The sequence below is a fragment of the Corallococcus macrosporus genome, assembly GCF_017302985.1.
Taxonomy (GTDB): domain Bacteria; phylum Myxococcota; class Myxococcia; order Myxococcales; family Myxococcaceae; genus Corallococcus; species Corallococcus macrosporus_A.
In genome coordinates, this window is sequence record NZ_JAFIMU010000007.1 from 1,175,940 (window position 1) to 1,199,600 (window position 23,661).

The following is a 23,661-nucleotide window of genomic DNA, read 5'->3' on the forward strand; positions in this document are numbered from 1 at the left end:
CTCCATGCCACCGCCCGCGCCGCGACGCCAGTGTGCCCGTGCCCGTCGGTTACAGGCCGGACGTGGAGCCCGGCGCGGGAGGCGCATCCGGGTTGCCCAGGCCCTTGAGGACGGCGGGCTCGGATGCGCTCACGTGGCCCACGTAGAAGACGCCGTGGTAGCCCTCGTTGTTGGGCGAGTCCCAGGCGTGCATGAAGAAGCGGTCGCCGTTGTCCCTGCCCTTCGCTTCCTTCACGCCGCAGTCCAGCTTGTTGCCCTGCTTGTTGGCCGCGCAGATCCACGCCGTGCCGCTGTCGTAGGCCATGTCCAACGCGGTGACGTCATCGAGCTGGCCCTTCAAGAGATACCCCATGGGCTTGTACTGCTTGTCCCACGGCAGGCCCTTGGCCGTGCGCGAGTGGACGTTGCCGCTCACCACCAGGTGGAAGCGCTGAGGCTTCACCTGCGACAACACCGTTTTCGTCAGCGCGTCCTCGCGCTGCTGGCCGGAGAGCTTCGGGTGGTCGTAGACGAAGACCGCCACGTCCAGCCCCTGCGCGCGCAACTGCCGCAACTGCTCCAGCATGTTGGCCACGGCCTCACTGCCACGGCCATCCGGGTACGGGCTGCGCCAGAACGGAGCTTCCATCAGCTTGAGCCAGTCCACCTCGCCACCCTGGCTCTGGAGGAACGTCGTGATGCGCTCCTCGTTCTCCACCGGCAGCTCCAGGCCCACCGTCACCGGCATGCCTGACGTGACGAGCTGGCACACGGACTGCGCGATGAAGCGCGGGACCTCCTGCGTGCCGTGGAGCTCGCCCAGCAGCATCACGCCACCCGCCTTCGCCTGCTTCTTCAGGCCGAGGATGGACTGGCCGCACTCGGTGAACGTGGAGGTGGCCTTCGCCACGGGCTGCCCTGTTTTCTCCGGCTGCTTCTTCGCGAGCTTGGGCATGATGCCCCGGAACACCCGCCACTCCATGGTCAGGTCGCGCGTGCCCTGGCCCGACTCCATGTAGAAGGCGTTCTCCCCCACCGGGAAGGCCAGCCGGTCCGCATCGTCCTCGGCGCTCGGGCCCCCGCCACCACCAACATCAGAGTCAAGTGTCCGGCCAACGGCAGAGCTCCAGTCCAGCTCCTTGCCAGGCCGGGACAGCGTCTTGTTCACGGACTTGGTGATGCGGATGATCCACAGCTTGCTCTTCGTGGGGGACTCGCGCTTCCCCATGACCATGTAGCGGTGCCAGTAGCCGGCGATCTTCGAGCCGCCGAACTCCTGCTTCCACTCGGTCTCCAGCACCATGCTGCCCCGGTCTTCACGGTAGGGCAGATGCGCTTCCGTGAAGTACTGCCGGACCGACGGCCACATCTCCTCCAATGGCACGTCGTAGATGGCTTCGTGGTCCGGCGTCTCCAGGTCCTGGCGTCCGGCGCAACCCACCGCCAGGAGCAACGCCAGCCATCCCATTCTCAGCATCGAGCGCATTCGCAGTGCCTCCATCACGTTCCGCGATGTGATGAAGAACGCCGCGGGCGCCGGGGGCATATCGCCACCGCGCCAGCTACAAGCCCGGTGCGGACTCTGGCACGGGCGCCGCGTTCGGATTCCCCAGGCCCTTGTGGATGGCGGGCTCGGATGCGCTCACGTGGCCCACGTAGAAGACCCCGTGGTAGCCCTCCTTGTTCGTCGAGCCCCAGGTGTGCACGAAGAAGCGGTCGCCGTTGTCCTTGCCCTTCGCGCTCTTCACACCGCAGTCCAGCTTGCGTCCCTGTTGATCCGCCGCGCAGATCCACGCCGTGCCGCTGTCGTAGGCCATGTCCAACGCGGTGACGTCGTCGAGCTGGTCCTTCAAGAGGTAGCCCATGGGACGGTACTGCTTGTCCCAGGGCAGGCCCTTCGCCGTGCGGGAGTGGATGTTGCCGCTCACCACCAGGTGGAAGCGCTGCGGGGTCGCCTTCACCTGCGACAACACCGTCTTCGTCAGCGCGTCCTCGCGCTGCTGGCCGGAGAGCTTCGGGTGGTCATAGACGAAGACCGCCACGTCCAGGCCCTGCGCGCGCAACTGCCGCAGCTGCTCCAGCATGTTGGCCACGGCTTCACTGCCACGGCCGTCCGGATACGGGCTGCGCCAGAAGGGGGCCTCCATCAGCTTGAGCCAGTCCACCTCGCCGCCCTGGCTCTGGAGGAAATGGGTGATGCGATCCTCGTTCTCCACCGGCAGCTCCAGGCCCACCGTCACCGGCATGCCTGACGTGACGAGCTGACACACGGACTGCGCGATGAAGCGCGGCACTTCCTGCGTGCCGTGCAGTTCTCCGAGCAGCACCACCCCACCCGCCTTCGCCTGCTTCTTCAGGCCGAGGATGGACTGGCCGCACTCGGTGAACGCCGGTGCGTCCTTCGCGCCCGGGGCCTTGGCCACCTGCTGCTCCGCGCTCACCGGCTGCTTCTTCGCGAGCTTGGGCATGATGCCGCGGAACACGCGCCACTCCATCGTCAGGTCGCGCGTGCCCTGCCCGGAGTCCACGTAGAAGGCGTTCTCGCCCACCGGGAAGGCCAGCCGGTCTCCCTCGTCCTCCACGGAGATGGAGTACTCACCGTTCCCGAGCGCGAACTGATCCCGCTGCGTGGGGTCGCCTCCCAGTCCCCGCTTCGTGCCCCAGTCCAGTTGCCTGCCGGGCGCCGCCAGCGCCTTGTTCACGGACTTGGTGATGCGGATGATCCACAGCTTGCTCTTGGTCGGCGTCTCGCGCTTGCCGATGACCATGTAGCGGTGCCAGTAGCCGGCGATCTTCGAGCCGCCGAACTCCTGCTTCCACTCGGTCTCCAGGACAAGGCTGCCCCGGTCCTCACGGTAGGGCAGGTTCGCATCCGTGAAGTACTCACGGACCGACGGCCACATCTCCTCCAGGGGCATGTCGTAGATGGCTTCGTAGTCCGGCGTCTCCAGCTCCTGCCGACCGGCGCAGCCCCCCACCAACAGCACCACCAGCGACAGCCAGACTCCAGCACGCATCCGCGTCCTCCCGCGGGGAACCCCGCGCCATGGGCCATCAATGCCCTGGCGGGCCCGCCATATCGAACCCCGTCCCGCTTACGGGTAGAGGCGCTGGGCGAGCTGCTGGAAGGTCCGGCCGCTCTCCTCCATCAGCGGGTGCCGGCCGTCGCGGACCAGGAGCCGGCCCGCCACCGCCACCTCGCGCACCGCGCCTCCCGCCGCCCCGAAGACGATGCCCGGCAGGAGTGAGGCGGTCCCCGCGCCCACCAGCGACGGGTGCCGCACGTCCACCGTGAAGAAGTCCGCTTGCGCCCCCGGAGACAGCGTCCCCGTGCCCATCCGCAGGCTCCGCGCGCCCTGCACCGTGGCCATGTCGAAGAGCCGCGCCGCCAGGCCGTCCAGCGTCCCCGTCCCCGGGTCCAGCACCGCCCGGCGCAGCCGCACCAGCCGCAGGTGCTGCTCCAGCTGACGGGCTTCGTCCAGCAGGTCCACCACCGTCTGGCTGTCCGAGCCGAAGCTCACGCGCGCCCCGGCCTTCACCAGCGCGTCCGCCGGCACGATGCCGTCCCCCAGGTTGCGCTCCGTGGACGGGCACGCGCACACCGTGGCCTCCGCGCGGCCCAGCAGCGTCACCTCCGCGTCCGTCAGGTGCACGCCGTGCACCGCCGTGAAGCGCGGCCCCAGGAGGCCCACGTCCGCCACCAGCTCCACCGGACGGCGGCCGTGCTCCGCGAGGCACGCTTCGATCTCCTTGGGCTGCTCCGCCACGTGCATGTGGATGGGCATGCTCGCGGGCGCCGTGCGGGCCACCTGCGTCAGCCAGTCCTTCGACACCGCGCGCACGCTGTGCGGCGCGAGCCCCACGCCCACCCGCGCGTCTCCGCGCACCGCGTGCGACAGCGCCTCCGTGGTGGACAGGAACGCGTCCACGTCCGCGTCGATGAAGCGGCGCTGGCGCGGGTTCGCGGGCACGTTGAAGCCCGCGCGCGCGTAGCCCACCCGCAGCAGGCAGATGCGCAGCCCTACGTCCGTGGCCGCGCGGATGACCGCGTGCGCCAGCGCGTTGCGGTCCGCGTAGGGCGTGCCGTCCGGCTGGTGGTGCAGGTAGTGGAACTCGCCCACCGTGGTGATGCCCGCGAGCACCATCTCCAGGAACACCTGCCGGGAGGCGACGTGGATCTCCTCCGGCGTGAGCGCCTCCGCGGCGCGGTACATCGCCTCGCGCCAGGACCAGAAGTCGTCCTGCCCGCCGGCGGACGCCACGTATTCGGTGCGTCCGCGGATGAGCCGCTGGAACGCGTGCGAGTGGCCGTTGACGAGCCCCGGCAGCAGCGCCCGCCCCGCGAGCCGCTCCACGCGCGCGCCTTCGGGCACCGCGGCGAGCACACGGCCATCCGCGCCCACCGCCAGCGCACGGCCTTCGTGGAAACGCCCGTCCACGAAGAGGAAGTCGGGTTGGTAGACAGTGATGTCGCTCACGCGCGGCAGCGTATGCCAGTTCGCCGCGGCGCGCGGTAGCGGCTTCAGGCGCCCATTTCGGCGGTGTCCCCCATGAAGGAGGGCACGCGGCCCTCCGCCCAGGGACGGGTGCGCACCGCGTCGCGGATCCACGTGCCGTGGCGCCGCTCGTCCTCGCGGTGCAGGCGGATGAGGGCCTTCACCTCCGGGGACCACTCGAACTGGAGCGCCAGCTCATAGGCCCGGTCGAACAGCTCCTCGTTGCCGAGCATGGCCCACAGCGTGGCCTCCGTGCCCATCAGCCCCGTCATGGCCGTCAGGCCCTTCATCGCGGAGCCCTTCAGGTCCGGTCGCAGCGCCACCGGCTCGCCCCCGAAGTGACGGATGAGCGCGTTGAGGTCCTGCACGTGGCGCAGGTGGTCCGCGCGGAAGCGGTTGAGCCGCTCGCGCACCAGGGCCGGCCCGATGCTGGCGATGGCCACGTCGTACGCGCCCACGGCGTCGGCATCCAGTTGCGCCAGGCTGTGCAGGCGATCCACTTCGGACTTGTTGGCCATGGGGTGCCTCCTTCAACCGGGTGTGGCGAATGCTCGGGCCCGAACAATGTGGGGATTCATCCTCCCGTTACCAAGCACCTGGCCCCGACCCATCCCTCCGCCGAACCCAGGGCGGGCGGACGGCCACGGCGCCTCTTCGTGCGTGTGGCCGATAAATCAGACACCGGGTCCGCGCGGGGAGCGCCTGCCTTCCTGCCTGCCCACCAACCGATGGGAGGAATTGCGCGCCCGCCCTCCTGTGCAGAGCGTTGCAGGGTGAAGACTTCAGACACCCAGCGCCGGCTGCGCCGCTACAAGACGAAGCGTGACTTCCACCTGACGCCCGAGCCGTCCCCGGACGCGGTGGCACCGAAGGCGGGCGCCCCCGTCTTCGTCATCCACAAGCACGACGCCACGCGGCTGCACTACGACCTGCGGCTGGAGATTGGCGGCGTCCTGGTGAGCTGGGCCATCCCCAAGGGTCCCAGCCATGACCCGGCGGTGAAGCGGCTGGCGGTCCAGACGGAGGACCACCCGCGCTCCTACGCGGACTTCGAGGGCCACATCCCGGACGACCAGTACGGCGGCGGCGATTCGCTGCTCTGGGAGTCCGGCACCTTCGAGGTCGTGCCCCCCGGCGACGCCGCAGCGCAGCTGAAGCGCGGGCACCTGGAGGTCGTGCTGCACGGCGCGAAGCTGAAGGGACGCTGGCACCTCATCCGCACCCGTCCGCGCGGCGGCAAGGCGCAGTGGCTCTTCTTCAAGGCAAAGGATGCGTACGCCAGCGCCGACTACGACGTCACGGTGGAGCGCCCCGAGTCCGTGAAGAGCGGCCAGGTGGAGACGCGCGGTCCCCGCAAGCCGGGGGTGCTGCGCAACAAGAGGCCCGCGGCGCCCGTGCGCGCGGCGCCCCGGGCCCGCATCCCGAAGACGGTGCGCAAGCCGTCGAAGGCGGCCCGTCCGCCGTCCTCGCCGGAGAAGCTGCTGGAGCGCGTGTGGCCGCCCATGCTGGCGCGGCTGGCGGTGTCCGACGAGGTGCACGACGAGACGCACGCCTACGAGGTGAAGTACGACGGCTTCCGCGCCGTGTGCGCCGTCACCAACGGGAAGATCGCCTTCCAGAGCCGCCGGGGCAACGACCTGTCGGGCCGCTTCGCGCGGCTCGCGGCGAGCCTGCGGCAACTGCCCGCGCACGACGTGGTGGTGGACGGAGAGATTGTCGCGCTCGACGAGAAGGGCCGCTCGCGCTTCCAGCTCCTGCAGCACACCGAGGAGGGCACGGAGCAGCGCTTCGTCGTGTTCGACCTGTTGTGGCTGGACGGCGAGGACCTGCGCGAGCTGCCCTACGAGCAGCGCCGCGCGCGGCTGGAGAAGCTGATGGCCTCCGTGGAGCTGCCGCTGCAGCTCTCCGACAAGCTGGACCTGAACCTGTCGCGCGCGCTGCTGGAGGCGCGGCGCAAGGGGTGGGAGGGCATCATCGCCAAGCGCAAGGACTCGCCCTACACGGGCACGCGCTCCGGGGACTGGCTGAAGCTGAAGGTCGTCGCGGGCCAGGAGGTCGTCATCCTGGGGTACCTGCCCATCAAGAACGAGCGGGCGAAGTCGGAGATTGGCGCGCTGCGCGTGGGCGTGCGCGGCAAGGACGGCTTCCATGACGTGGGCAAGGTGGGCACGGGCTACACCTCCGCGGACCGCCGCGAGCTGCGCTGGCTGCTGGACGCCACGCGCGTGAAGAAGCCCTCCGCCGTGGACGCGCCCGCGAACACGGACACCGTCTGGGTGAAGCCGAAGTACGTGGCCCAGGTGAACTTCACGGAGTGGACGAAGGACGGCCGCCTGCGCCACCCCGTGTTCCAGGGCCTGCGCAGCGACAAGGTGCCAAAGGAGGTCGTGCGGGAACACCCCGCCCCCATCGAGGGCGCCGCGCGCCGGGGCTCTCGCCGCGCGCCGGTGCAGGCCTCCGCCCGCACCGCGACGACGAAGGCCCCCGCCGCGAAGAAGACGCCGCGCGCGAAGTCCGGACGCTCGCCGGAGGTGGCGCTCACGCACGGCGACCGCGTGCTGTTCCCCGATTCCGGCCTGACGAAGGCGGACGTGTTCGCGTACTACGAGCAGGTGGCGCCGCTGCTGTTGCCCGTGCTCGCGGACCGGCCCCTGGCCCACCAGCAGTGGCCCGCGGGCATCCAGGCGCCGGGCTTCTTCCGGCATGAGCTGTCCGGCATCCCGGCGTGGCTGCCCACGCTGCGCGTGCGCCACGAGGACAAGACGCTGCGCCACGTGAACGTGAAGGACACGTCCGCGCTGCTGTGGCTGGCCAACCAGTCCGCGCTCACGCTGCACATGTGGCTGTCACACGCGCCCCGGCTGGCGCAGCCGGACTTCGTGGTGTTCGACCTGGACCCCGGCGAGGGCGGCTGGAAGGACGTGGTGAGGGTGGCCACCCTGCTGCACGCGCGCCTGGACGAGCTGGGCCTCAAGTCCTTCCCCAAGACGTCCGGCAAGCGCGGCCTGCACGTGCTGGTGCCCCTGGCGCCGGGACACACCTACGCGCGCACCCAGGCGTTCGCGGACGCGCGGGCGCGGGAGCTGGAGGAGGAGCTGGGCGACATCGCCACCACGGAGCGCTCCATCCGCGAGCGCTGCGGACGGCTCTACATCGACGCGGGCCAGAACGCGCGCGGTAAGACGGTGGTGGCGCCCTACTCCCTGCGCGCCGTGGAGGGCGCGCCCTTCTCCGCGCCGGTGGAGTGGAGCGAGGTGAACGGCCGCCTGGACCCGCACCGCTTCCGCCTGGAGACGCTGAAGAAGCGCCTGGATGCCGTAGGCGACCTGTTCGCGCCCGTGCTCCGGGTGAAGCAGGTGCTGCCGGACGAGTGAGCCGGCGGCTGACGCGCCGCTCCCTGGGCGGATGTTTCCCGGAAGGGGGCGGCGCGTGCTACTGCCCGCGCCGCCATGTCGTCCGTGACCGTCGTAACGCCCGTCGCGAAGCCCGCGCCGCGGTGGAAGGTGTCCCTGGCGTACGCCACCTGCTTCGTCCTCTGGGGCTCCACCTGGGCCGCCGTGAAGGTGGGGCTGGAGGACCTGCCGCCGCTGCGCTTCGTGGGCACGCGCATGCTCGTCGCCGGGCTGGCGCTGCTGCCCTTCGCGCGCTCGCGCGGGACGGCGCTGGGGGGCGGCACCGGGTGGCGCATCGCGGGGCTGGGCGTGCTCCAGCTCGCGGTGCCCTTCGGCCTGCTCTTCGTGGCGCAGCAGTGGATCCCCTCCAGTTGGTCCGCGCTGCTCTTCTCCACCTTCCCGGTGTGGCTGCTGCTGGTGGGCCGCATCGTCTTCCCGGATCAGCACCTCACCGGGCGCAAGCTCTTCGCGGCGGCGCTGGGCCTCACGGGCGTGGTGGCCCTCCAGCACCAGGAGCTGGTGTCGCTCAGCTTCTCCGGGCAGGTGGTGGTGGGCTGCATGATGACGCTGTTCGCGGCGTCGGTGGTCGCGGTGGCCAACGTGCTGGTGCGCCGCCACATGACGCACGTGCCGCCGCACCTGCTCACGCTGGTGCAGACGATGAGCAGCGCGGTGCTGCTGCTCTCCGCGTCCGCGCTGCTGGAGTGGAACCAGCCATCGCACTGGACGCCCCGGGCGGTGGGCGCGCTCCTGTACCTGGCGCTGGGCGGCACGGTGCTCACCTACCAGTGCCTGTACTGGCTCCTGCCGCGCATCTCGCTGGCGGCGCTGGGCGCCATGGCGCTGCTGGACACGCTGGTGGCGGTGACGCTGGGCGTGGCGCTGCTGGGTGAGCCGCTCACGCCGTCGCTGATCGCGGGCGGCGCGCTCATCCTCTCCGCGGCGGCGCTCGCCAACCGCGACGAGGCCCCGGAGGCGAAGGCGCCTCCGGAAGCCCCCCCCGCGGCATGAGGCCGTGACTCAGAACGGCAGGGGCAGCGCGTACGCCGTGCCGTTCTGCGTGCCGGTGCGGTAGCTCCTCGGCGCGCCGATGACGGCCGTGGGCGGCGAGCCTCCGGAGCCGGGGACGACGGAGATGGACTGGCCCAGGAACGAGCGCTCGGCGCCGTCGCCCACCACCAGCAGGAAGGGTGACAGCGGGCCCGTGGACTTCGCGCCGCCAGCGAAGAGGAACGCCGCGCCGTCGCCGTCCGAGGCCACCGACGCGTTGGGCGCGCCCACCCAGAGGTCCGGGATGCTGTCGCCGTTCAGGTCCCTGCCGCCCGACAGCGACGTGCCGAAGCTCACCGCGCGGGCGCGGTAGGTGAGGTTCAGCGGGGTCAGGTCCGCCACGTCCAGCAGCGTCTCACCGGCGGCGGGAGGGGTGAGCTTGGAGGTCTGGATGAGCAGCACCGCCTGCTGGCTGACGCCGTCCACCAGGTAGTTGTTGGCGCTCACCGCGAGGAAGTCCCGCGTGTCCCCCAGGAAGCGGCCCGCGCGCGTGGTGGCCACGCCCAGGTTCATCAACGCGCGCGACACCTCCGCGTCCCCGGCGATGCGCACGGTGGTCCCGACCTTGCGGCCCCCGCACTTCGCGCCACCCGCGTCGTGGCCGTAGACAATCACGATGCCCGAGTGCGTGTTGTCCGAGTAGCGCCACGCCACCTCGTCGCAGCCGTCCGCGTTGAGGTCGCCGACGGTGGCGATGGCGGAGGTCTGCGGCAGCGCGGTGGTGTTCCACTGCGCGGGCGGCCAGACGACGGGCGTGGACGGCCAGGAGTACGCGGGGTCGCACGCCAGCGTGAGCTTCGCGAGCGTCGCATCCTCCGGCGCGCGGCCCAGGAACACGTCCATGCCGCGGTCGCGCAGCACGGCCACGTCCTGCTTGCCGTCGCCGTTGAAGTCGAAGCCGCCCACCACGCCCCGGCCGATGGTGGTGCGCTTGCACTTCGTGGCCGCCGCGTCGTCGCAGGTGGCGACCACGGACGGCGCGAACACGCGGTAGGCCGGCTTGAAGGTGCCGTCCGCCTGTCCCGCCGACACCAGCAGGCCGCCCAGCGACTGGGTGGCCGTCGTCATGCAGGCGTTCTGCACGTAGGGGTCGCGCTCCGTCGCGGCGGAGTTCGTCGCCGGGATGACGAGCCCCGTGGCGCTGGCCACCATGTCCGGCCGGCCGTCGCCGTTGAAGTCCGTGAACGCGACGTCCACGCCCACGTTGCGGCCGCCGTACCACGGGGAGCTGGCGCCCTCGCCCGCCACGGTGGCCTTGCCGGGCTCCGCGGTGTCGAAGGTGTACGCGCGGCCCACGGTGAGGTCCGCGCCGTCGTTGTTGGGGCCCGGGCCGGAGAAGCCCTGCGCGCCCACCAGCGCCATCACCTTGCCGTTGAGGCGCGACACCGCCACGGCCTCACCGAAGCGCTCCACGCTGGCCTTCGCCGTCACGTCCAGGCCGCTGCGCGACCAGTCCGCCACCGTGGCGCCGGCCTTGGTGAAGACGTCCACGCGGCCGGTGAACGCGCCCGTGGCCGACGACGCGCGGCCGGCGAAGCCCACCAGCACCGGACCGGACGGCAGCGTCCACGCCGCGAGCCCCGCGCCCAGCACCTCCGACTTCGCCGCGCCGCCCAGCGCCGCGAGCGGCTTGTTCATCACCGTGTCCTTCGACACGCCGGTGAGCGGGAACACCAGCACCTTGCCCGCGTTGCCCAGCGTCGTCGTGCCCGCCGTCACCGACGCGTACGGCGCGCCCAGCAGCAGCTCCGGCCCCGCCGCGCCGTCCACGTCCATCACCGCCCAGCTGCGCGTCGCGGTGATGCCGCGCGCGTCGCCGTAGAAGCGCGCGAACGCGCTGGAGAGCGCCACCGTCGGAGGGTTCACCGCCGCCGGGTCGTCCACCAGCTTCGCGCTCCGCAGGTCGAAGAGGTACGCGCCGCCCGCGTCCTGCTGCGCCGCCACGCCGCCCGACGTCCGCAGGTCCGGCGAGTCCGCCTTGTCCGCCATCACCAGGAGGAACGGCGGCCGGCTGCCCTCGGCGGGGATGGTGCCCAGGCGCCAGGTGCCCTCGTTGCCCAGCGTCTCCACCGCGGTGTTGGACACCAGCACGTAGAGGTCAGGGGCGGAGCGGTAGCGCGCGCCCGAGGCCCGCGCGAAGTACACCGCCACGGCCATCTGCTGACCGTCGGGAGTGATGCCGTCCGCTTTGTAGCGGGTCAGCCGGTGCAGCGCCGCCAGGTCCGGGCGGCCGTCGTCGTTGAGGTCCGCCACCGAGAGGGCACGCCCCAGCTCCGTGGTGCTGCGCAGCACGAACTTGCCGTCCTTGTCGATGTCCTGGCCGCCCAGGCGCACCGCCGGCAGGTCCGGGACGGGCTGTCCCTTGGAGAGGATGAAGATGTCGATGACGCCGCGCCGGCTGATGCCGGAGAGGGTGGACAGGTCGCCGCCGGGCGAGCCCACGAACAGGTCCATGTCCCCGTCGCCGTCCGCGTCCGCGATGGCCATGCCCGTGCCGAAGCCGCCCCGGCCCAGGCCGGTGAGCGCGGGCCGCAGCAGCGCGGGCGCCTGGCCCGCCTTGAACGTGTAGAGGTACACCGCGCCCGAGTCACCGATGGTGACGTCCGCGCCCGGCGACGACACCGCCAGGTCCGCGTGCCCGTCGCCGTCCAGGTCGCCCGCGGCCAGCATGTCGCCGAAGAGCGCGCCCTCCGTCTCACCCGACAGCACCCAGGTGGGCTTCGAGGGCAGGCCGGACGCGCTGCCCTTGTAGACGAACACCGCGCCGCCCGTGGGGCGCGCCAGCTCGCTCTCGCGCTGGCCCACCGCCAGGTCCTGGATGCCGTCGCCGTCGAAGTCCGCGGTCACCAGCGTGGCCACGTCCGACAGCTTGCCGTGCGCCAGCAGGGGCCGCGTCAGCTCATCCAGCACGCGCACCGACACCGTGGCCACGTCGGGGGTGAAGGCGTCCTTCGCCTCCAGCACGATGGTGCCGGTCGCGCCCGCCTCCACCACGATGCGGCCGTTGACGATGGTGCCGGGACCGGACTTCTTCGTCCACGTCACGCGGTCCGTGCCGCCCGCCGTGCCCAGCGGCGCGGACGCGCCCGACGGCACGCCCAGGTACGGCGGGTCGCCCACCAGCTTCGCCGCCTTGCTCACGGTGTACTGGAGCACCGCCGTATCGCCGGACTTCGTGTCGCGCACGGTGATGACGTCCTGCGCCTCCACCTGCCCCGCCGTGTAGACGCCCGTGTCGGTGAGCGTGCCGCCGGAGCCGTTGGTGGTGAGCGTGAAGGTCGCCGTGCCCACCAGGCCCTCCAACGCAATCTGGAAGGACGTGCCCGGACGCAGCATCGCGCGCGCGGGCGCGACGCCGAAGCCCGCGATGACCTTCACGCGCACGCTGGTGGAGCCGCCGCACTGGTCGTCCACGACCGTGAGCGTGTCCTCGGCGGGCGTGGCGCCCGCGACGAAGCGGTTGCCGCGCATGTCGCCGGAGGAGCCGCCGGCCTCCGCGCGGAAGCTGTAGCGGCCGCTGCCGCCGCCGGCCGTCAGCGTGGCCACGCTGCCGGAGCGCACCGTCGTGGGCTCCGCGGACAGCGTCAGCGGCGCGAGCCCTTCGCACGGGCCCACGTAGGGGAGCTGCTCCGCGGGCTTGAGCTCACCGTCACAACCCAGGGTCAGCAGCGCGGCGAGGGGGGCCGCGCGGATGAAGCGTTTCATGGGGGTGCCTCGGAAGGGGGCGCCCGCCCTCCCGGGAAGGGAGGACGGGCGCATGCACTGAAGGGGAAGCAATCGTGAAGCAGGGGGCGTCAGGGCAGCGCGCCGGACGACACCCAGCGCTGGATGAGGGCGATGCCCTGCGGATCCAACGGCCCGTCCGCGGGCATGCGCAGGTCGCGCACCGCCGCGTTGATGAGCTGGGCGTTGGACTTCCACAGCTCATAGGTGTTCAGCGGCCGGCCCGGGCTGGTGGTGTGGCACTTGGCGCAGCGGGCCTCGTGGATGGGCCGGATGTCGCGCGCGTAGCTGGGGGTCGTGGTGAGCGGCTGGTAGACGAAGGGCAGCTGCCGCTTCGCCTCCGTGCCGTCCTCGAAGCGGGACACCACGGACAGCGTGTGACCACCCGGCGTCAGGCTGGCGAAGGAGAACGCCTTGAGCGTCTCTCCGTCCGCCTCCAGGCCGCCGAAGCTGTACGCGGGCCCGGTCGCATGGACCTCCTGGCCCTCCAACTGGAAGAGCACGCTCTTGGGCGGGGTGCCCGGCGGCAGGTGGGCCTGGACCACCAGCCCGTCCTCCACCACCAGCATGCCCTGGTGCATCCCCGTCACGCGCGGCGCCGGCGTCCGGCTGATGGCCAGGGCCTGGTCCCCCACGCGCGCCCACGCGCAGCCGGTCTCGTCCACCGCCAGGAGCGTCACCGACCCGGAGGGCAGCCCCTCCGCGACGCCCCAGACCTTCGCGTCCGCGTCGTAGGTGTAGAGCCGGTCGCCCGCGCGGGCCCAGAGGTAGCGCCCCGAGCCCAGGAGCTGCTCGGGCCGCGACGGCAGCGCCACCGTTTCCCAGCCGGCCGCGTCACGGCGCAGCAGGCGGGTGCTGGTGAGCACCCAGGTCTCGCCCGGCGTGCCCGTGCCGGCGCCCAGCCCCGCCAGCGCCTGCACCGTCTCACCGCCGGAGAGCGGCGCGTCCGTGCCGCGCACCTGGTAGACGCCCGGCGCGGAGGCCACCACCACGTTCAGCTTGCCGTCGCGCGCGAACCACAGGCCCGGAAGGCCGTCCTCCGCGGGCGCGGCCGTCATGGTGGTGATGCCGGTGAGCGGCTGACCGGACAGCTTCAGCGACGCGAGCACGCCGCCCTGGATCTGGAACAGGCCCGTGGGGTGGGCAATCCAGGCGGCGCCGTCCGCCGTCTGCGCGGTGGCGACGATGCCGGTGCCCAGCACCTCCTGCCACAGCGGCTCGATGAGCCAGCCCTGGTCCGCGAGGAACAGGCCGCGGTCCGTCTCCACCAGGGCGCTGTGCGGCCCCAGGCGGAAGGTGGCGCGCACGGCGCCGGGCGTCGCGGTGTTCTGCGGGTGGGGGGCGAGCGCCGCCTTGGTGCCATCCAACCGCAAGCGCACGGCTCCGCCCGTCGCGGTGGCGAAGATGCCGCCGCCGGACTGGTCCGCGAAGCCGGGCATCGCGGCGAGCGACTGGGTGGTGGAGACCTGGGTGGCCGTGAAGGAAGCGGGCTTCGCCGGGTCGCTGCCCGGCGGGGCGTCCTCGCCGCACGCGGAGAACAGCACCGCGGACAACAGCAGGAGCGAGGGGGGGAGGAAACGCGCCACGGTGGGGGAACCGTGGCGCTGCCGGGGACGCATGAGGGGAGTGCTCATCAAGGTTCAGGCAAGGATGAACCGCAGCGGGTCCACCCGCGTGATGCTGTAGTCCAGCTTCGCCGAGGCCAGCACCGTCGCGATGATGTGCTCGGGGAAGATGTTGGAGCCATTGGGGTCGTTGTCGCCGGTGCGCAGGTCCACCATGCCCGGGGACATGCCGATGTCACCGCTGCGGCCCACCACCCTGTTGTGCTTGATGCCCGCGCCCATCAGCAGGCAGCTATTGGACAGGTGGTGATCACGCCCGCCCGTGGCGTTGATGGTGGGCGTGCGCGCGAACTCGCTGAACACCAGGATGGTGGTGTGGTCCATGAAGTTGCCGCCGCCCGGGTGCGGGGTGGCGCGCAGGTCCGTCACCAGCAGGTTCAGCGCGTTGAAGCCCGCGCGCTGGTTGGTCGCGTGCGTCTGCTGCGTGCCGAAGTGGGTGTCCAGGCCGCCGGCCAGGTTGATGGACACGCACTGGCTGATGCCCTTCTTCAGGGCGGTGGCCACCATGGCGGCGCGGCCCGCGGCGCTGTTGTACGGGTAGGCCTGGTTGTTGAGCCCGTAGAAGTCGCGCACGGACTGGTTGGCCGTCAGCTGGAAGCGGAACGAGTCCGACAGCTTGTTCTCCATCACCGTCTGCATCTGACCGCGGCTGCTCTCATACGCCGTGCCCACGCCCCGCGCGGTGAGCGCCTGCTCCTCGCAGGTGATGGGCTGACCGTTGAGGTCGATGAGGCTCTTCTCGATTTCGCTGTCCAGCTGGCGCGCCGCGCTGGGCGGATCCAGCGTGAGCACCAGGTCCGCCAGGCCGCTGACGCGCAGCGCGTTGGCGTAGCCGCCGTAGCGGTCGTTGTAGGACTCCACGCCCTGGGCGATGGACGGGATGGGCACCGTGGGCTTCATCTGGCCCACGATCTCCGTCGCGGTGGAGGAGCCGCGCGCCGCGCTGCCAATGGGCATCTTCCCCGTGAGGAAGTAGCGGTAGCCCACCTCGTGGGTGAGCGTGCTCATGTTGATGCCGCGCACCACCGTCATCAGGTCGTAGTGGTCCGACAGGTTGGCCGTGCGCGGGTCGCCAATGGCCGGCCCGAACGAAATCTTCGACGGGCCCGCTCCCGCCCGCTCCTTGGGGACGACGGGCGTCTGCGCGAACGCGCCGTCGGTGAGCAGGCTGTAGCCCGGCATGATGCGCGTTTCGCTGACGCGGTCCGCGGTGAACACCGCCGGGTCGCGCGGGTCGAACGCGAGCAACTGGTCCCAGCCGCCGCTGAAGTACACGAACACGAAGCAGCGGTCGGGCGGGGCCAGGTTCGTCGCCTGGGCCACGGCCTTGAAGGGGATGCCTCCCAGCAGGAGGGAGCCCATGAAGCCGGCTCCGGCCTTGAGGAAGGTGCGGCGCTCGGGGGAGCTGACGAGGTCGTCTTGGCGTGTCTTCTTCATCGCAGGCACCGTCAAGGTCAGTAGGTGATGAAGCGCGAGTCCGTCAGCATGGCGATGCACACCACCGCCAGCGCCTGGTCGCGCTTCTTGAGGGTTTCGGCCCGGGCAGAGGCCTTGCGGAAGAACGTCGCGTAGCGCGTGAGCTCGTCACCGGAGAGGGGCGCGCCCCAGAACCGGGTGGAGAGGTACACGAGCGTTTCGTTCACCTGCGCGTCCGTGAGCTTCGTCAGGTCGCTCATGGGCGAGGGCAGCGTGCGCCCCAGGGTGCGCAGGGTGACGTCCGCCTGCGCGATGTCCTTCTGCGCCTGGGCGATGCAGACCTTGCGCGCGCCGTCGTCCAGGAAGCGGGCGAAGACGAGGTTGGGCTCCGTGTTCTCCGACGTGATGAGCGCGTAGTCCGCGCGGCCCAGCGACTGGGCGCGCGACTCCAGCTCATCCCACTCCATGCCCACGGCGATGCGGATGGACTCCTTGAGCTGCGCGACGGTGAGCCGGCGGGGCGCGCGGCCCACGCTGCCGCCCTGGGCCTCCGGATCCGGCAAGGGGTCGATCTGATCCGTGTTCCCGTGCGGGTTGGGCACCGGGTCCAGCTGGGCGTCCAGCGGGACGGGCTTGGCGGGGACGTCCACGGAGCCCTGCGTGCAGCCCGTGGCGAGCGCGAGCAGCGCGGTCAACAGTAGGCGGCGCATCAGTCGATCCTCCGGTACGCGTCGGACATCACCACCTGCTCGATGAGGCCCTTGAGGCTGTGGTTGTTCTTGGCGAAGTCCTGCGACAGCGTCTGGAGGTACATGCGCTGCTCCTCGGCCGTCATGGCGCGGCCCAGGAACTCGTTCCAGATGCGCTTGACGGTGCAGCGCTCCAGGTCGCCCGTCTCCATCATGCGCTTCACCAGCGCCTGCGGACCGCCCTCGATGTTCTTCTCCTCGTCCGCGGTGCGGTAGAGGTAGGTCTTCAGGAGGCCCAGCGAGTTGGCGCCGTCGCCGTCGAAGGCCTGCATCACGTACTGGCTGCACTCGCCGCCGCAGCCGGTGTCACCGTTGAGCGCGCAGTCGCGGCACTTCACGTCCAGGCGGGGGAACTGGTCCGGGGACAGGAACAGCGCGGAGCGCTCCGCGTAGCGGCCCCAGTGCGCGCCCGTGGGCTCGATGGTGGCGTGGCAGTAGTTGCAGCCGCAGCGCTTGGCCAGGTTGTTCTCGCGGTTGCAGGCGTCGTCCGGGGGCGGCAGGTTGGCGTCCGCGGCCGGGGCGAAGTGCTTGCAGAGGAACGCCTCGTAGAACTCGTTCACGCGGGCGCGCTGGGTGGGGAAGCGGTAGAGGAACGCGGGCGTGGTGAGCACGCCGGAGTGGGTGCTGTCGCGCGTGTACTCGCTCCACTGGGTGGTGCTGGCGTACGTGACGGCGGGCAGCACCGCGTTGTCCGCGGGGGCCTTCACGCTGAAGACGCCCACGCCCTGGCGCTGGCGGTAGAACTCCGACAGCGGGCCGTTCACGAAGGAGCGGCGCGAGGTGAGGATGTTGAAGTAGGGCTCGTCGTTCCGCACCACGGCGTCCGTGATGTAGAGCGGCTCCTCGTTGAAGGCGGCGACGCGCGCGGTGTGCACGTCGGAGATTTCGCAGCGGCGCATCTTGTCGCCGCAGCCGCAGCTGCGGTCGCCGTTGAAGCGCCCCGTCTCACAGGACTCGCCGGTGTACGGGTTCGTCGGGCGGTTCTGCGCCTCGATGGCGCACACCTTCACCGGCTCCGTGGTGGTGGACCAGTACGGCTGCACGGTGGTGGTGACGTAGCCCTCGCGCTGCACGCAGCCGCGCCGGGGGGACCAGACGCCCTGGCGGGCCGTGGAGATGTCGAACCCGCAGCGCTCCAGCGTCAGCGTGCCCGTCCCGCCCGCCGGCTGCACCCAGGCGGTGATGACGCCCGTGGCCGGAGAGGGCACCAGCACGTTGGTGGTGTTCTTGTTCGGGTCCGGCAGGCAGAGGTAGCCCACGGACTTGCCCGCGGTGGCGTTGTAGCGGTTGTCGCAGAAGTTCACGTACTTGCCGTACGTCGCGTTCGCCTTCAGCGCGTTGCAGTCCGCGAACTTCAGCTCCGGCTCCGTCGCGTTCACGTCCAGCTGGCGGCACTGGTAGAAGTTCGTGTCGTAGTCGTAGCTGACCGGCAGCGGCACGCCCTGCGCGTCGCGGCAGGCGGGGGCCGTGGAGTTGTCCTGATGCGGGTCCTGCGGGTTCGCCTTGCAGCTGTCCTGGGCAATCTCCCCGTCACAGCGCTGGCCCTGGCCACCGCGCAGCGCGTTGGAGTTGTTGCTGGCGAAGGAGAGCGGCGTGCCGGACACGCGGTAGTCGCCGTTGCCCTGCACGCTGCCGCTGATGTTGGAGCGCAGGAGGGCGCGGTGGAAGTTGCGCATCCGCTCGTAGAAGGACTCGTCGCCCATCATCTTGCGGACATCCTCCGCGGTGACGGAGCCCTTCGCCTGGAACGCCTTGTACTCCTCCATCGTCGGAGGACGTCCCAGCAAATCGAGAGAAAGCTGACGCAGGTGCCGCTCCAAGGGAACCTTCGCCACGGGCGCGCACACCGCTTCTTCAGCGGCTGCGGGCAGGGCGAGCAGGAGGGCGGCGCTCGCCAGGGGGGCAAGGCAACGCACGCTGAACACGGTGAACCTCCGAGAGGGGGGGTCGGGGGTGACGCAGTGTCTGAGAGTATGAGGGAATTTCCGGTTTGTAATCCAGCCGACCTAACCGATTCCATTCAACCGACATATCGGCTCATGTAGGCCACCCCTCTGGGGCGCTGTTGCAAGCCGGGCCTGACGCGGGCCACAAGGGGGCATGTCCAACGCCGCTTCCGGGCTCACCCCGTCGTCCCCGTCCACCCAGGACCGCTCGTTCTTCATCGCGATCGGCGTGGTGTCCGCCGGCGCGCTGGCGCTGCTGGCGTGGCTGCTGCTCATCCGGCGCGGAGGCGCGGGGATGGGGGTGGACCTGCGCTTCATGCCGGCGGTGAACGCGGGGCTCAACGCGACGGCGGCGGCGCTGCTGTTGGGCGGGTGGGTGGCCATCAAGCGCGGGGCGCGGCGGGTGCACCAGAACCTGATGGTGAGCGCGTTCCTCGCGTCCGCGCTGTTCCTGGTGGGCTACCTCGCGTACCACTTCGTGCACGGGGACACGCGCTACGTGGGCGACTTCCGCGGGCTGTACCTGACGCTGCTGGCCAGCCACGTGCTCCTGTCCATGCCGGTGCTGCCGCTGGCGCTGGTGGCCTTCTACTTCTCCTGGCGGCAGCAGTTCACCCGGCACCGCAAGGTGACGCGGTGGCTGGCGCCCATCTGGCTCTACGTGTCGGTGACGGGCGTGGTGGTGTTCTTCATGCTGCGCGGCGGCGTGCCCGCGGTGCCCTGAAGCACCGCGCTAGGACGCGGTGTACTCGGGGCCGCCGCTGGTGGAGGCCGGCCCGGGTGAAGCCTGTGAAGGGCCCGCGGAGAGCGGGATGCCCCGGGGCAGGCGCACGGTGAAGGTGGAGCCCTGCCCCTCCACGCTGCTCACGGCGACCGTGCCGCCGTGCAGCTCCACCATGCGGCGCGCGCTGGCCAGGCCCACGCCGCTGCCGGACACGTCCCGGGACACGTTGCGGCCGCGGTGGAAGCGCTCGAAGACGAAGGGCAGGTCCGCCGCCGGGATGCCGATGCCCTGGTCCGTCACGGTCAGCAGCACGAACTGCTGCGAGTCCGCCTCCTCCACCGACAGGCGCACGGTGACGGTGGAGTCCGCGGCGCTGTACTTCACCGCGTTGCCCATCAGGTTCTCCAGCACGCGCTCCAGGGCGTGGGAGTCCCAGTCGCCGGTGAAGTCGCGCCCGTCCGGGACCTCCAGGACGAAGTGGTGGCGCGACGCATTGGCCTCCAGCTCGCGCACCTTGCCGCGCACCATGGCCAGGAGGTCCAGGGGCTCGCGCTTGAGCGGGCGCTCCTGGCCGCGCGTCACCTCCAGGAAGTGGTCGATGAGCTCGCCCATGCGGTGCGCCGCGCGCACGATGTGGCCCAGGCGCGCCTCCAGCGAGGTCGTCATCGCGGCGGCGGGAATCTGGCGGCGCAGCACCTGGGCGTTGAGCGTCATGATTTGAAGCGGGCCCTTCAGGTCGTGCGTCGCCAGCGAGAAGAGCTCGTCGCGCACGGCCAGGGCCTCGCGGGCGGCGGCCTCGGCACGCTCGGCGCGCAGGCGGCGCTCCTCCAGCTCGCGCGTCATGTGCACCGTCTCCACCGCGGTGCGCAGGCTGCGGCGCAGGCGCTCCGGGCTGAAGGCCTCCTTCACCAGGTAGTCCTGGGCGCCGGCCTTCATGGCGTCCACCGCCACGCGCTCGTTGCCGCTGCCGGTGAGCACCACCACGGCGGGCACCCTCGGCAGCCCCAGCTCCGACAGCTTCTGGAGCAGGGAGACGCCGTTCATGCCGGGCAGGTGGTAGTCCAGCAGCATCGCGTCCACGGGGTGGGCGGACAGGTACGCCAGCGCATCCTCCGCGGAGGACACCGGCACCACCTCCCACTTCATGTCAGGGTCACGCGCCAACGCGCGGCTGACCGCGAGGCGGTCCGCCATGCCGTCGTCCACCAGCAGCACGCGCAGGCTCATGCCTCCGACTCCTGGGCCTCGGGCAGGCGCGCGGCCTTGAACCAGAAGGCGTGCAGGGCTTCCGCGGTGGCCTGGAGCTGGGGGCCGACCTCCGGCTTGAAGAGGTAGCTGTTGGCGCCGCTCGCGTAGGCGCCGTTCACGTCCCCCATATCCAGGGAGGAGGAGAAGATGATGACGGGGATGGAGCGCAGGTCGGGGTCCGCCTTCAGCTGCGCGAGCACGTCGCGACCGCTGATGCCGGGCATGTGCATGTCCAGCAGGATGAGCACCGGGCGCTCCGCGGCCACGTGCTCGCCACGCTGGTAGAGGTAGTCCAGGGCGTTCTCGCCGTCGCGCACGCGCACCACCGGCACGGGCAGCGGCAGACGCTTCGCGATGCGCATCAGCGCCTCGGCGTCCGGATCACTGTCCTCCACCAGCAAGAGCGGCTTCATGAACGCGGTCCTTCCCCCAGCGTGAAGTAGAACGTGGAGCCCTTGCCCTGCGCGGAGTCCACCCAGAGCGCACCGCCATGCAGCGACACCAGCCGGCGCGCGATGGCGAGCCCCGCCCCCGTGCCGCCGCCGTAAGCCTGCGCCGGGTGCAGGCGGCGGAACAGCTCGAAGATGGCTTCGTGGAACTGCGGTGCGATGCCGATGCCGGGGTCTCTCACGAAGAAAAGGTAGGGCGCGGAGATGTGACGCGCCGCCTGCGGCCGCGTTTCTCCCGGCCCCACGAAGCCCACCTCCACCCAGCGCGGCTCGGCTGTCTGGTACTTGGCCGCGTTGCTGATGAGGTTGGCCCACACCTGGCGGATGCGGACGGCGTCACACTCCACCGTGGGCAGGCGGCGAGGCAGGCGGACCTCCACCCTGCCCTCCTGCAGCCGCGCCCCCAGTGTCGTCAGCACGTCCTCCACCAGGGCCTGCTGATCCGTCGCCTCCCACGACAGCTCCAGCCGGCCCAGCCTGCTGTACTCGAAGAGGTCGTCGAGCAGGCCGTGCGTGCGCTTCGCCAGCCACATGAGGGACTCCAGCTGCGCGCGGCCCTCCTCGCCCAGCGTGGGGCCGAAGTCCTCCTGGAGGAAGGAGCTGTACTGGAGGATGCCGCGCAGGGGCTCCTTGAGGTCGTGCGCCACGGTGCCGCCGAACGCGTCCAGCTCCGCGTTGGAGCGGGCCAGCTCCCGCGACAGCTGGGCCAGCTCCTCCGCGTGCCGCAGCACCACGCCCACGAGCGCCCCCTTGAGGGCGCGCGCCGCCTCCAGGTCCTGCAAGGACCATGGTTGGGAAGCGCCCCGCGTCTCCTCGCGCCACACGTCGAAGGACGCGCGAGGGCGCAGCCGCTCATGGCCGGGCTCCGGGCGCACGGGCTTGTTCGGGTTGCCGGCCCACGCCACGGTGCGCGCCACCTCCGGGCGGAACCACAGCGCGAAGTGCGGCACCGCCGGATCCAGGCGCACCGCCAGCAGGCCCGCGGCCACGTCCGCGCGCGAGGCCAGCGGCGGGTACACGTCCCCCAGCCGGTCCACGTGGAGCACGTCGTCCGGCAGCTCCCGCTCCGCCAGCCACGCCACCAGCGCGCGCACCTCGTCCGCGGACGGCGTGCTGCCAAGCAGCAACGGCGATGCATCCGGCCCCGCGCTCGCGCCCAGCACCAGCGCCACGCCATGGGCGCCCGTGAGCTCCATCAAGAGCGGCGCCTGGGCCTCCAGCGCCCGCGCGGGGCTGCGCTCGCCCAGGTTCGGCAGGACCAGCACGTTGAGCAGCGACGCGCGGCGCGCCTGGGCGGCGGCTTCCAGTCCGCGCTCCTCCGCGGCGAGCTGGAGCGACAGCAGCCGCGCCAGCACCTCGCACGCCTGCCGCCGCGCGGCGGACACCTTCCGGGGCGTCAGGTGGTGGCAGGCCATCAGCCCCCAGAGCTGTCCGTCCTTCAGCAGCGACACGCTGAAGGACGCGCCCACGCCCATGTTGCGCAGGTACTCCAGGTGGATCTCGGAGACGCTGCGCAGCGCCGCGCCGGACAAATCCAGCGGGCGCTGGGTGCCGGGCAGGAGCGGGGGCACCAGCCCCACGACCTTCGCGTCCACGTCCGCGATGAGGCGCACCGGGTGGCGCGTGTAGAGGGCGCGCGCCTGCACGGGGATGTCGCTCGCCGGGAAGTGCAGGCCCAGGAAGGAGTCCACGCCCTCGCGCACGCTCTCCGCCACGACCTCGCCGTGGAAGTCCGCGTGGAAGCGGTAGACCATCACCCGGTCGTAGCCGATGACCTCCCGCACCGCTTCCGCGGCGTGCTGGAGCAGCGCGACCGTCCCCTTCGCGCGCGCCAGCGGTGACACCAGCCGCTGCACCGCGCCCAGCGCGGTCTCCTCCGTGCTCGTGCCCGCGTCCTCGTCCGTCAGCGGCTCCAGCTCCAGCACGCGCAGGCCGTCGCTGTCGTGCAGGAGCGCGGAGCAGCGCTGCCCGGACACCTCCACGGTGACAGGTCCCGGGCCCGCGCCGGCCTCCACGCGCGCGAGCAGCCCGTGCGGCAGCACGCGGGAGAGGGGCTGGCCCAGCAGCGCGTCCGGCCCCGCGCCGAGCAGCGCGGCCGCGTTGGCGCTCACGACCGCGACGGCCTCCGTGTCCTGGTGGAAGGCGACGAGCACGCCCCGGGGTTGGATGCCGCCCAGCAGGTGGATGGGCTCACGGTCACAGACGCTGAGGTCGGCATCAGAGACGGACGGGGACATCGTGCTCTCGCATCAGCCAGGCGGCGAAGGTGTCGAAGGTGTCGCGGGCGCCCTGCACGACGGCCGCGTCGAAGGACTCGGAGGCCGCCCGTTCGGACGCCTGGGTGAGGGCTTCACCGAAGGCGCGCCACATGGGGCCCACCTGATCGCCATAGGCCCGGAAGAAGGCGAAGGTCCCCACGCGCGCGTCCGGACCGAAGTGGCGCGTCAGGTGGCGCAGGATGAGCTGGCCGCCCAGCGTGGAGCCCTCCAGCACGTACGCGCAGCCCAGCGCCTCCGCCAGCCCCGGCAGCGCCGGCAGCGGGGACGCACGCGGCAGCCGCGCGAGCGAGGCCGTGTCGTGCCCCATGGCGCGCAGGTCCGCCTCCAGCAGCGGCGCCTTCCAGCGCGCCTCCAGGTTCAGCGCCGGCTCCAGGGCCGACAGGGGCCCCGCGAGCAGCGCCTCCAGGGGCACGTAGAGGCCGTGGAAGGCCTCCAGGTGGCGCTGGTAGTCCGCGGGCGTCAGGTGCGCGTCCATCAGACGCACCACGCCTTCCGTGCGCTCGTGGTGCGGGCGCGTCTCCGTCTTCAACCGCTGCAGCAGGGTCAAGGTCTCGGGAGGATGGGAAGCGCCGCGTCGGGTGGAAA

The 23,661-nt window shown here is 71.5% G+C and carries 16 protein-coding genes; 3 read left to right on the top strand and 13 right to left on the bottom strand.

What is annotated here, in order from left to right; translation table 11 throughout:
- Positions 1-49 precede the first annotated feature (49 nt).
- The 4 genes from JYK02_RS17125 to JYK02_RS17140 all read right to left on the bottom strand — a co-directional run bounded on the left by JYK02_RS17125 (position 50) and on the right by JYK02_RS17140 (position 4,993).
- Positions 50-1,465: a hypothetical protein gene (locus JYK02_RS17125; RefSeq protein ID WP_207052365.1), complete on the bottom strand. Its 1,416-nt coding sequence runs from the start codon at positions 1,463-1,465 to the stop codon at positions 50-52.
- A gap of 76 nt (positions 1,466-1,541) precedes the next feature.
- Positions 1,542-2,996, bottom strand: a complete 1,455-nt coding sequence (locus JYK02_RS17130; protein ID WP_207052367.1) for a hypothetical protein — start codon at positions 2,994-2,996, stop codon at positions 1,542-1,544.
- Positions 2,997-3,074: 78 nt separating this feature from the next.
- Positions 3,075-4,457: a formimidoylglutamate deiminase gene (gene hutF, locus JYK02_RS17135; RefSeq protein WP_207052370.1), complete on the bottom strand. Its 1,383-nt coding sequence runs from the start codon at positions 4,455-4,457 to the stop codon at positions 3,075-3,077.
- Positions 4,458-4,501: 44 nt separating this feature from the next.
- A complete protein-coding gene (locus JYK02_RS17140; RefSeq protein WP_207052373.1) occupies positions 4,502-4,993 on the bottom strand; it encodes a DUF2383 domain-containing protein in 492 nt (163 codons plus the stop codon).
- Positions 4,994-5,248: 255 nt separating this feature from the next.
- Here JYK02_RS17140 and ligD point away from each other — a divergent pair, with 255 nt between their 5' ends.
- Positions 5,249-7,849, top strand: coding sequence for a DNA ligase D (gene ligD / locus JYK02_RS17145; protein WP_207052375.1), 2,601 nt, complete (start codon positions 5,249-5,251; stop codon positions 7,847-7,849).
- A 75-nt stretch (positions 7,850-7,924) separates the two neighbouring features.
- Entirely contained in the window at positions 7,925-8,878 is a 954-nt protein-coding gene (locus JYK02_RS17150; protein ID WP_207052376.1) for a DMT family transporter, read from the top strand.
- Positions 8,879-8,887: 9 nt separating this feature from the next.
- On the opposite strand, the gene JYK02_RS17155 is transcribed toward JYK02_RS17150, so the two are convergent.
- From JYK02_RS17155 to JYK02_RS17175, 5 genes are all read right to left on the bottom strand, one after another.
- Positions 8,888-12,622 carry a VCBS repeat-containing protein gene (locus JYK02_RS17155; protein ID WP_207052377.1) on the bottom strand — a complete coding sequence of 1,245 codons (3,735 nt, stop codon included), beginning with the start codon at positions 12,620-12,622 and terminating at the stop codon, positions 8,888-8,890.
- 89 nt (positions 12,623-12,711) lie between these two features.
- Positions 12,712-14,226, bottom strand: coding sequence for a hypothetical protein (locus JYK02_RS17160; protein ID WP_347402512.1), 1,515 nt, complete (start codon positions 14,224-14,226; stop codon positions 12,712-12,714).
- Between the two features lie 54 nt (positions 14,227-14,280).
- Positions 14,281-15,702 carry a DUF1501 domain-containing protein gene (locus tag JYK02_RS17165; RefSeq protein WP_207052378.1) on the bottom strand — a complete coding sequence of 474 codons (1,422 nt, stop codon included), beginning with the start codon at positions 15,700-15,702 and terminating at the stop codon, positions 14,281-14,283.
- Positions 15,703-15,719: 17 nt separating this feature from the next.
- Entirely contained in the window at positions 15,720-16,391 is a 672-nt protein-coding gene (locus tag JYK02_RS17170; protein WP_207052379.1) for a hypothetical protein, read from the bottom strand.
- Positions 16,391-18,355 (bottom strand): DUF1585 domain-containing protein, encoded by a 1,965-nt coding sequence (locus JYK02_RS17175; protein WP_207052380.1) that lies wholly within the window; start codon positions 18,353-18,355, stop codon positions 16,391-16,393. The genes JYK02_RS17170 and JYK02_RS17175 overlap by 1 nt, the downstream gene beginning before the upstream one ends.
- Before the next feature lie 175 nt (positions 18,356-18,530).
- On the opposite strand from JYK02_RS17175, the gene JYK02_RS17180 reads away from it, so the two are divergent.
- Positions 18,531-19,100, top strand: a complete 570-nt coding sequence (locus JYK02_RS17180; RefSeq protein ID WP_207052381.1) for a DUF420 domain-containing protein — start codon at positions 18,531-18,533, stop codon at positions 19,098-19,100.
- A 9-nt stretch (positions 19,101-19,109) separates the two neighbouring features.
- Here JYK02_RS17180 and JYK02_RS17185 read toward each other — a convergent pair whose 3' ends face one another.
- From JYK02_RS17185 to JYK02_RS17200, 4 genes are read right to left on the bottom strand one after another with little or no spacing between them, the layout of a single operon-like run.
- Complete coding sequence (locus JYK02_RS17185; RefSeq protein WP_207052382.1) at positions 19,110-20,327, bottom strand: hybrid sensor histidine kinase/response regulator; 1,218 nt, start codon at positions 20,325-20,327, stop codon at positions 19,110-19,112.
- The gene (locus JYK02_RS17190) at positions 20,324-20,761 is read right to left on the bottom strand and encodes a response regulator (protein ID WP_207052383.1); all 438 of its coding nucleotides are present in this window, start codon (positions 20,759-20,761) and stop codon (positions 20,324-20,326) included. Before JYK02_RS17190 ends, JYK02_RS17185 begins: the two co-directional genes overlap by 4 nt.
- Positions 20,758-23,034 (bottom strand): ATP-binding protein, encoded by a 2,277-nt coding sequence (locus tag JYK02_RS17195; RefSeq protein ID WP_207052385.1) that lies wholly within the window; start codon positions 23,032-23,034, stop codon positions 20,758-20,760. Before JYK02_RS17195 ends, JYK02_RS17190 begins: the two co-directional genes overlap by 4 nt.
- Entirely contained in the window at positions 23,015-23,623 is a 609-nt protein-coding gene (locus JYK02_RS17200; protein WP_242588779.1) for a biliverdin-producing heme oxygenase, read from the bottom strand. The genes JYK02_RS17195 and JYK02_RS17200 overlap by 20 nt, the downstream gene beginning before the upstream one ends.
- Positions 23,624-23,661: the final 38 nt, after the last annotated feature.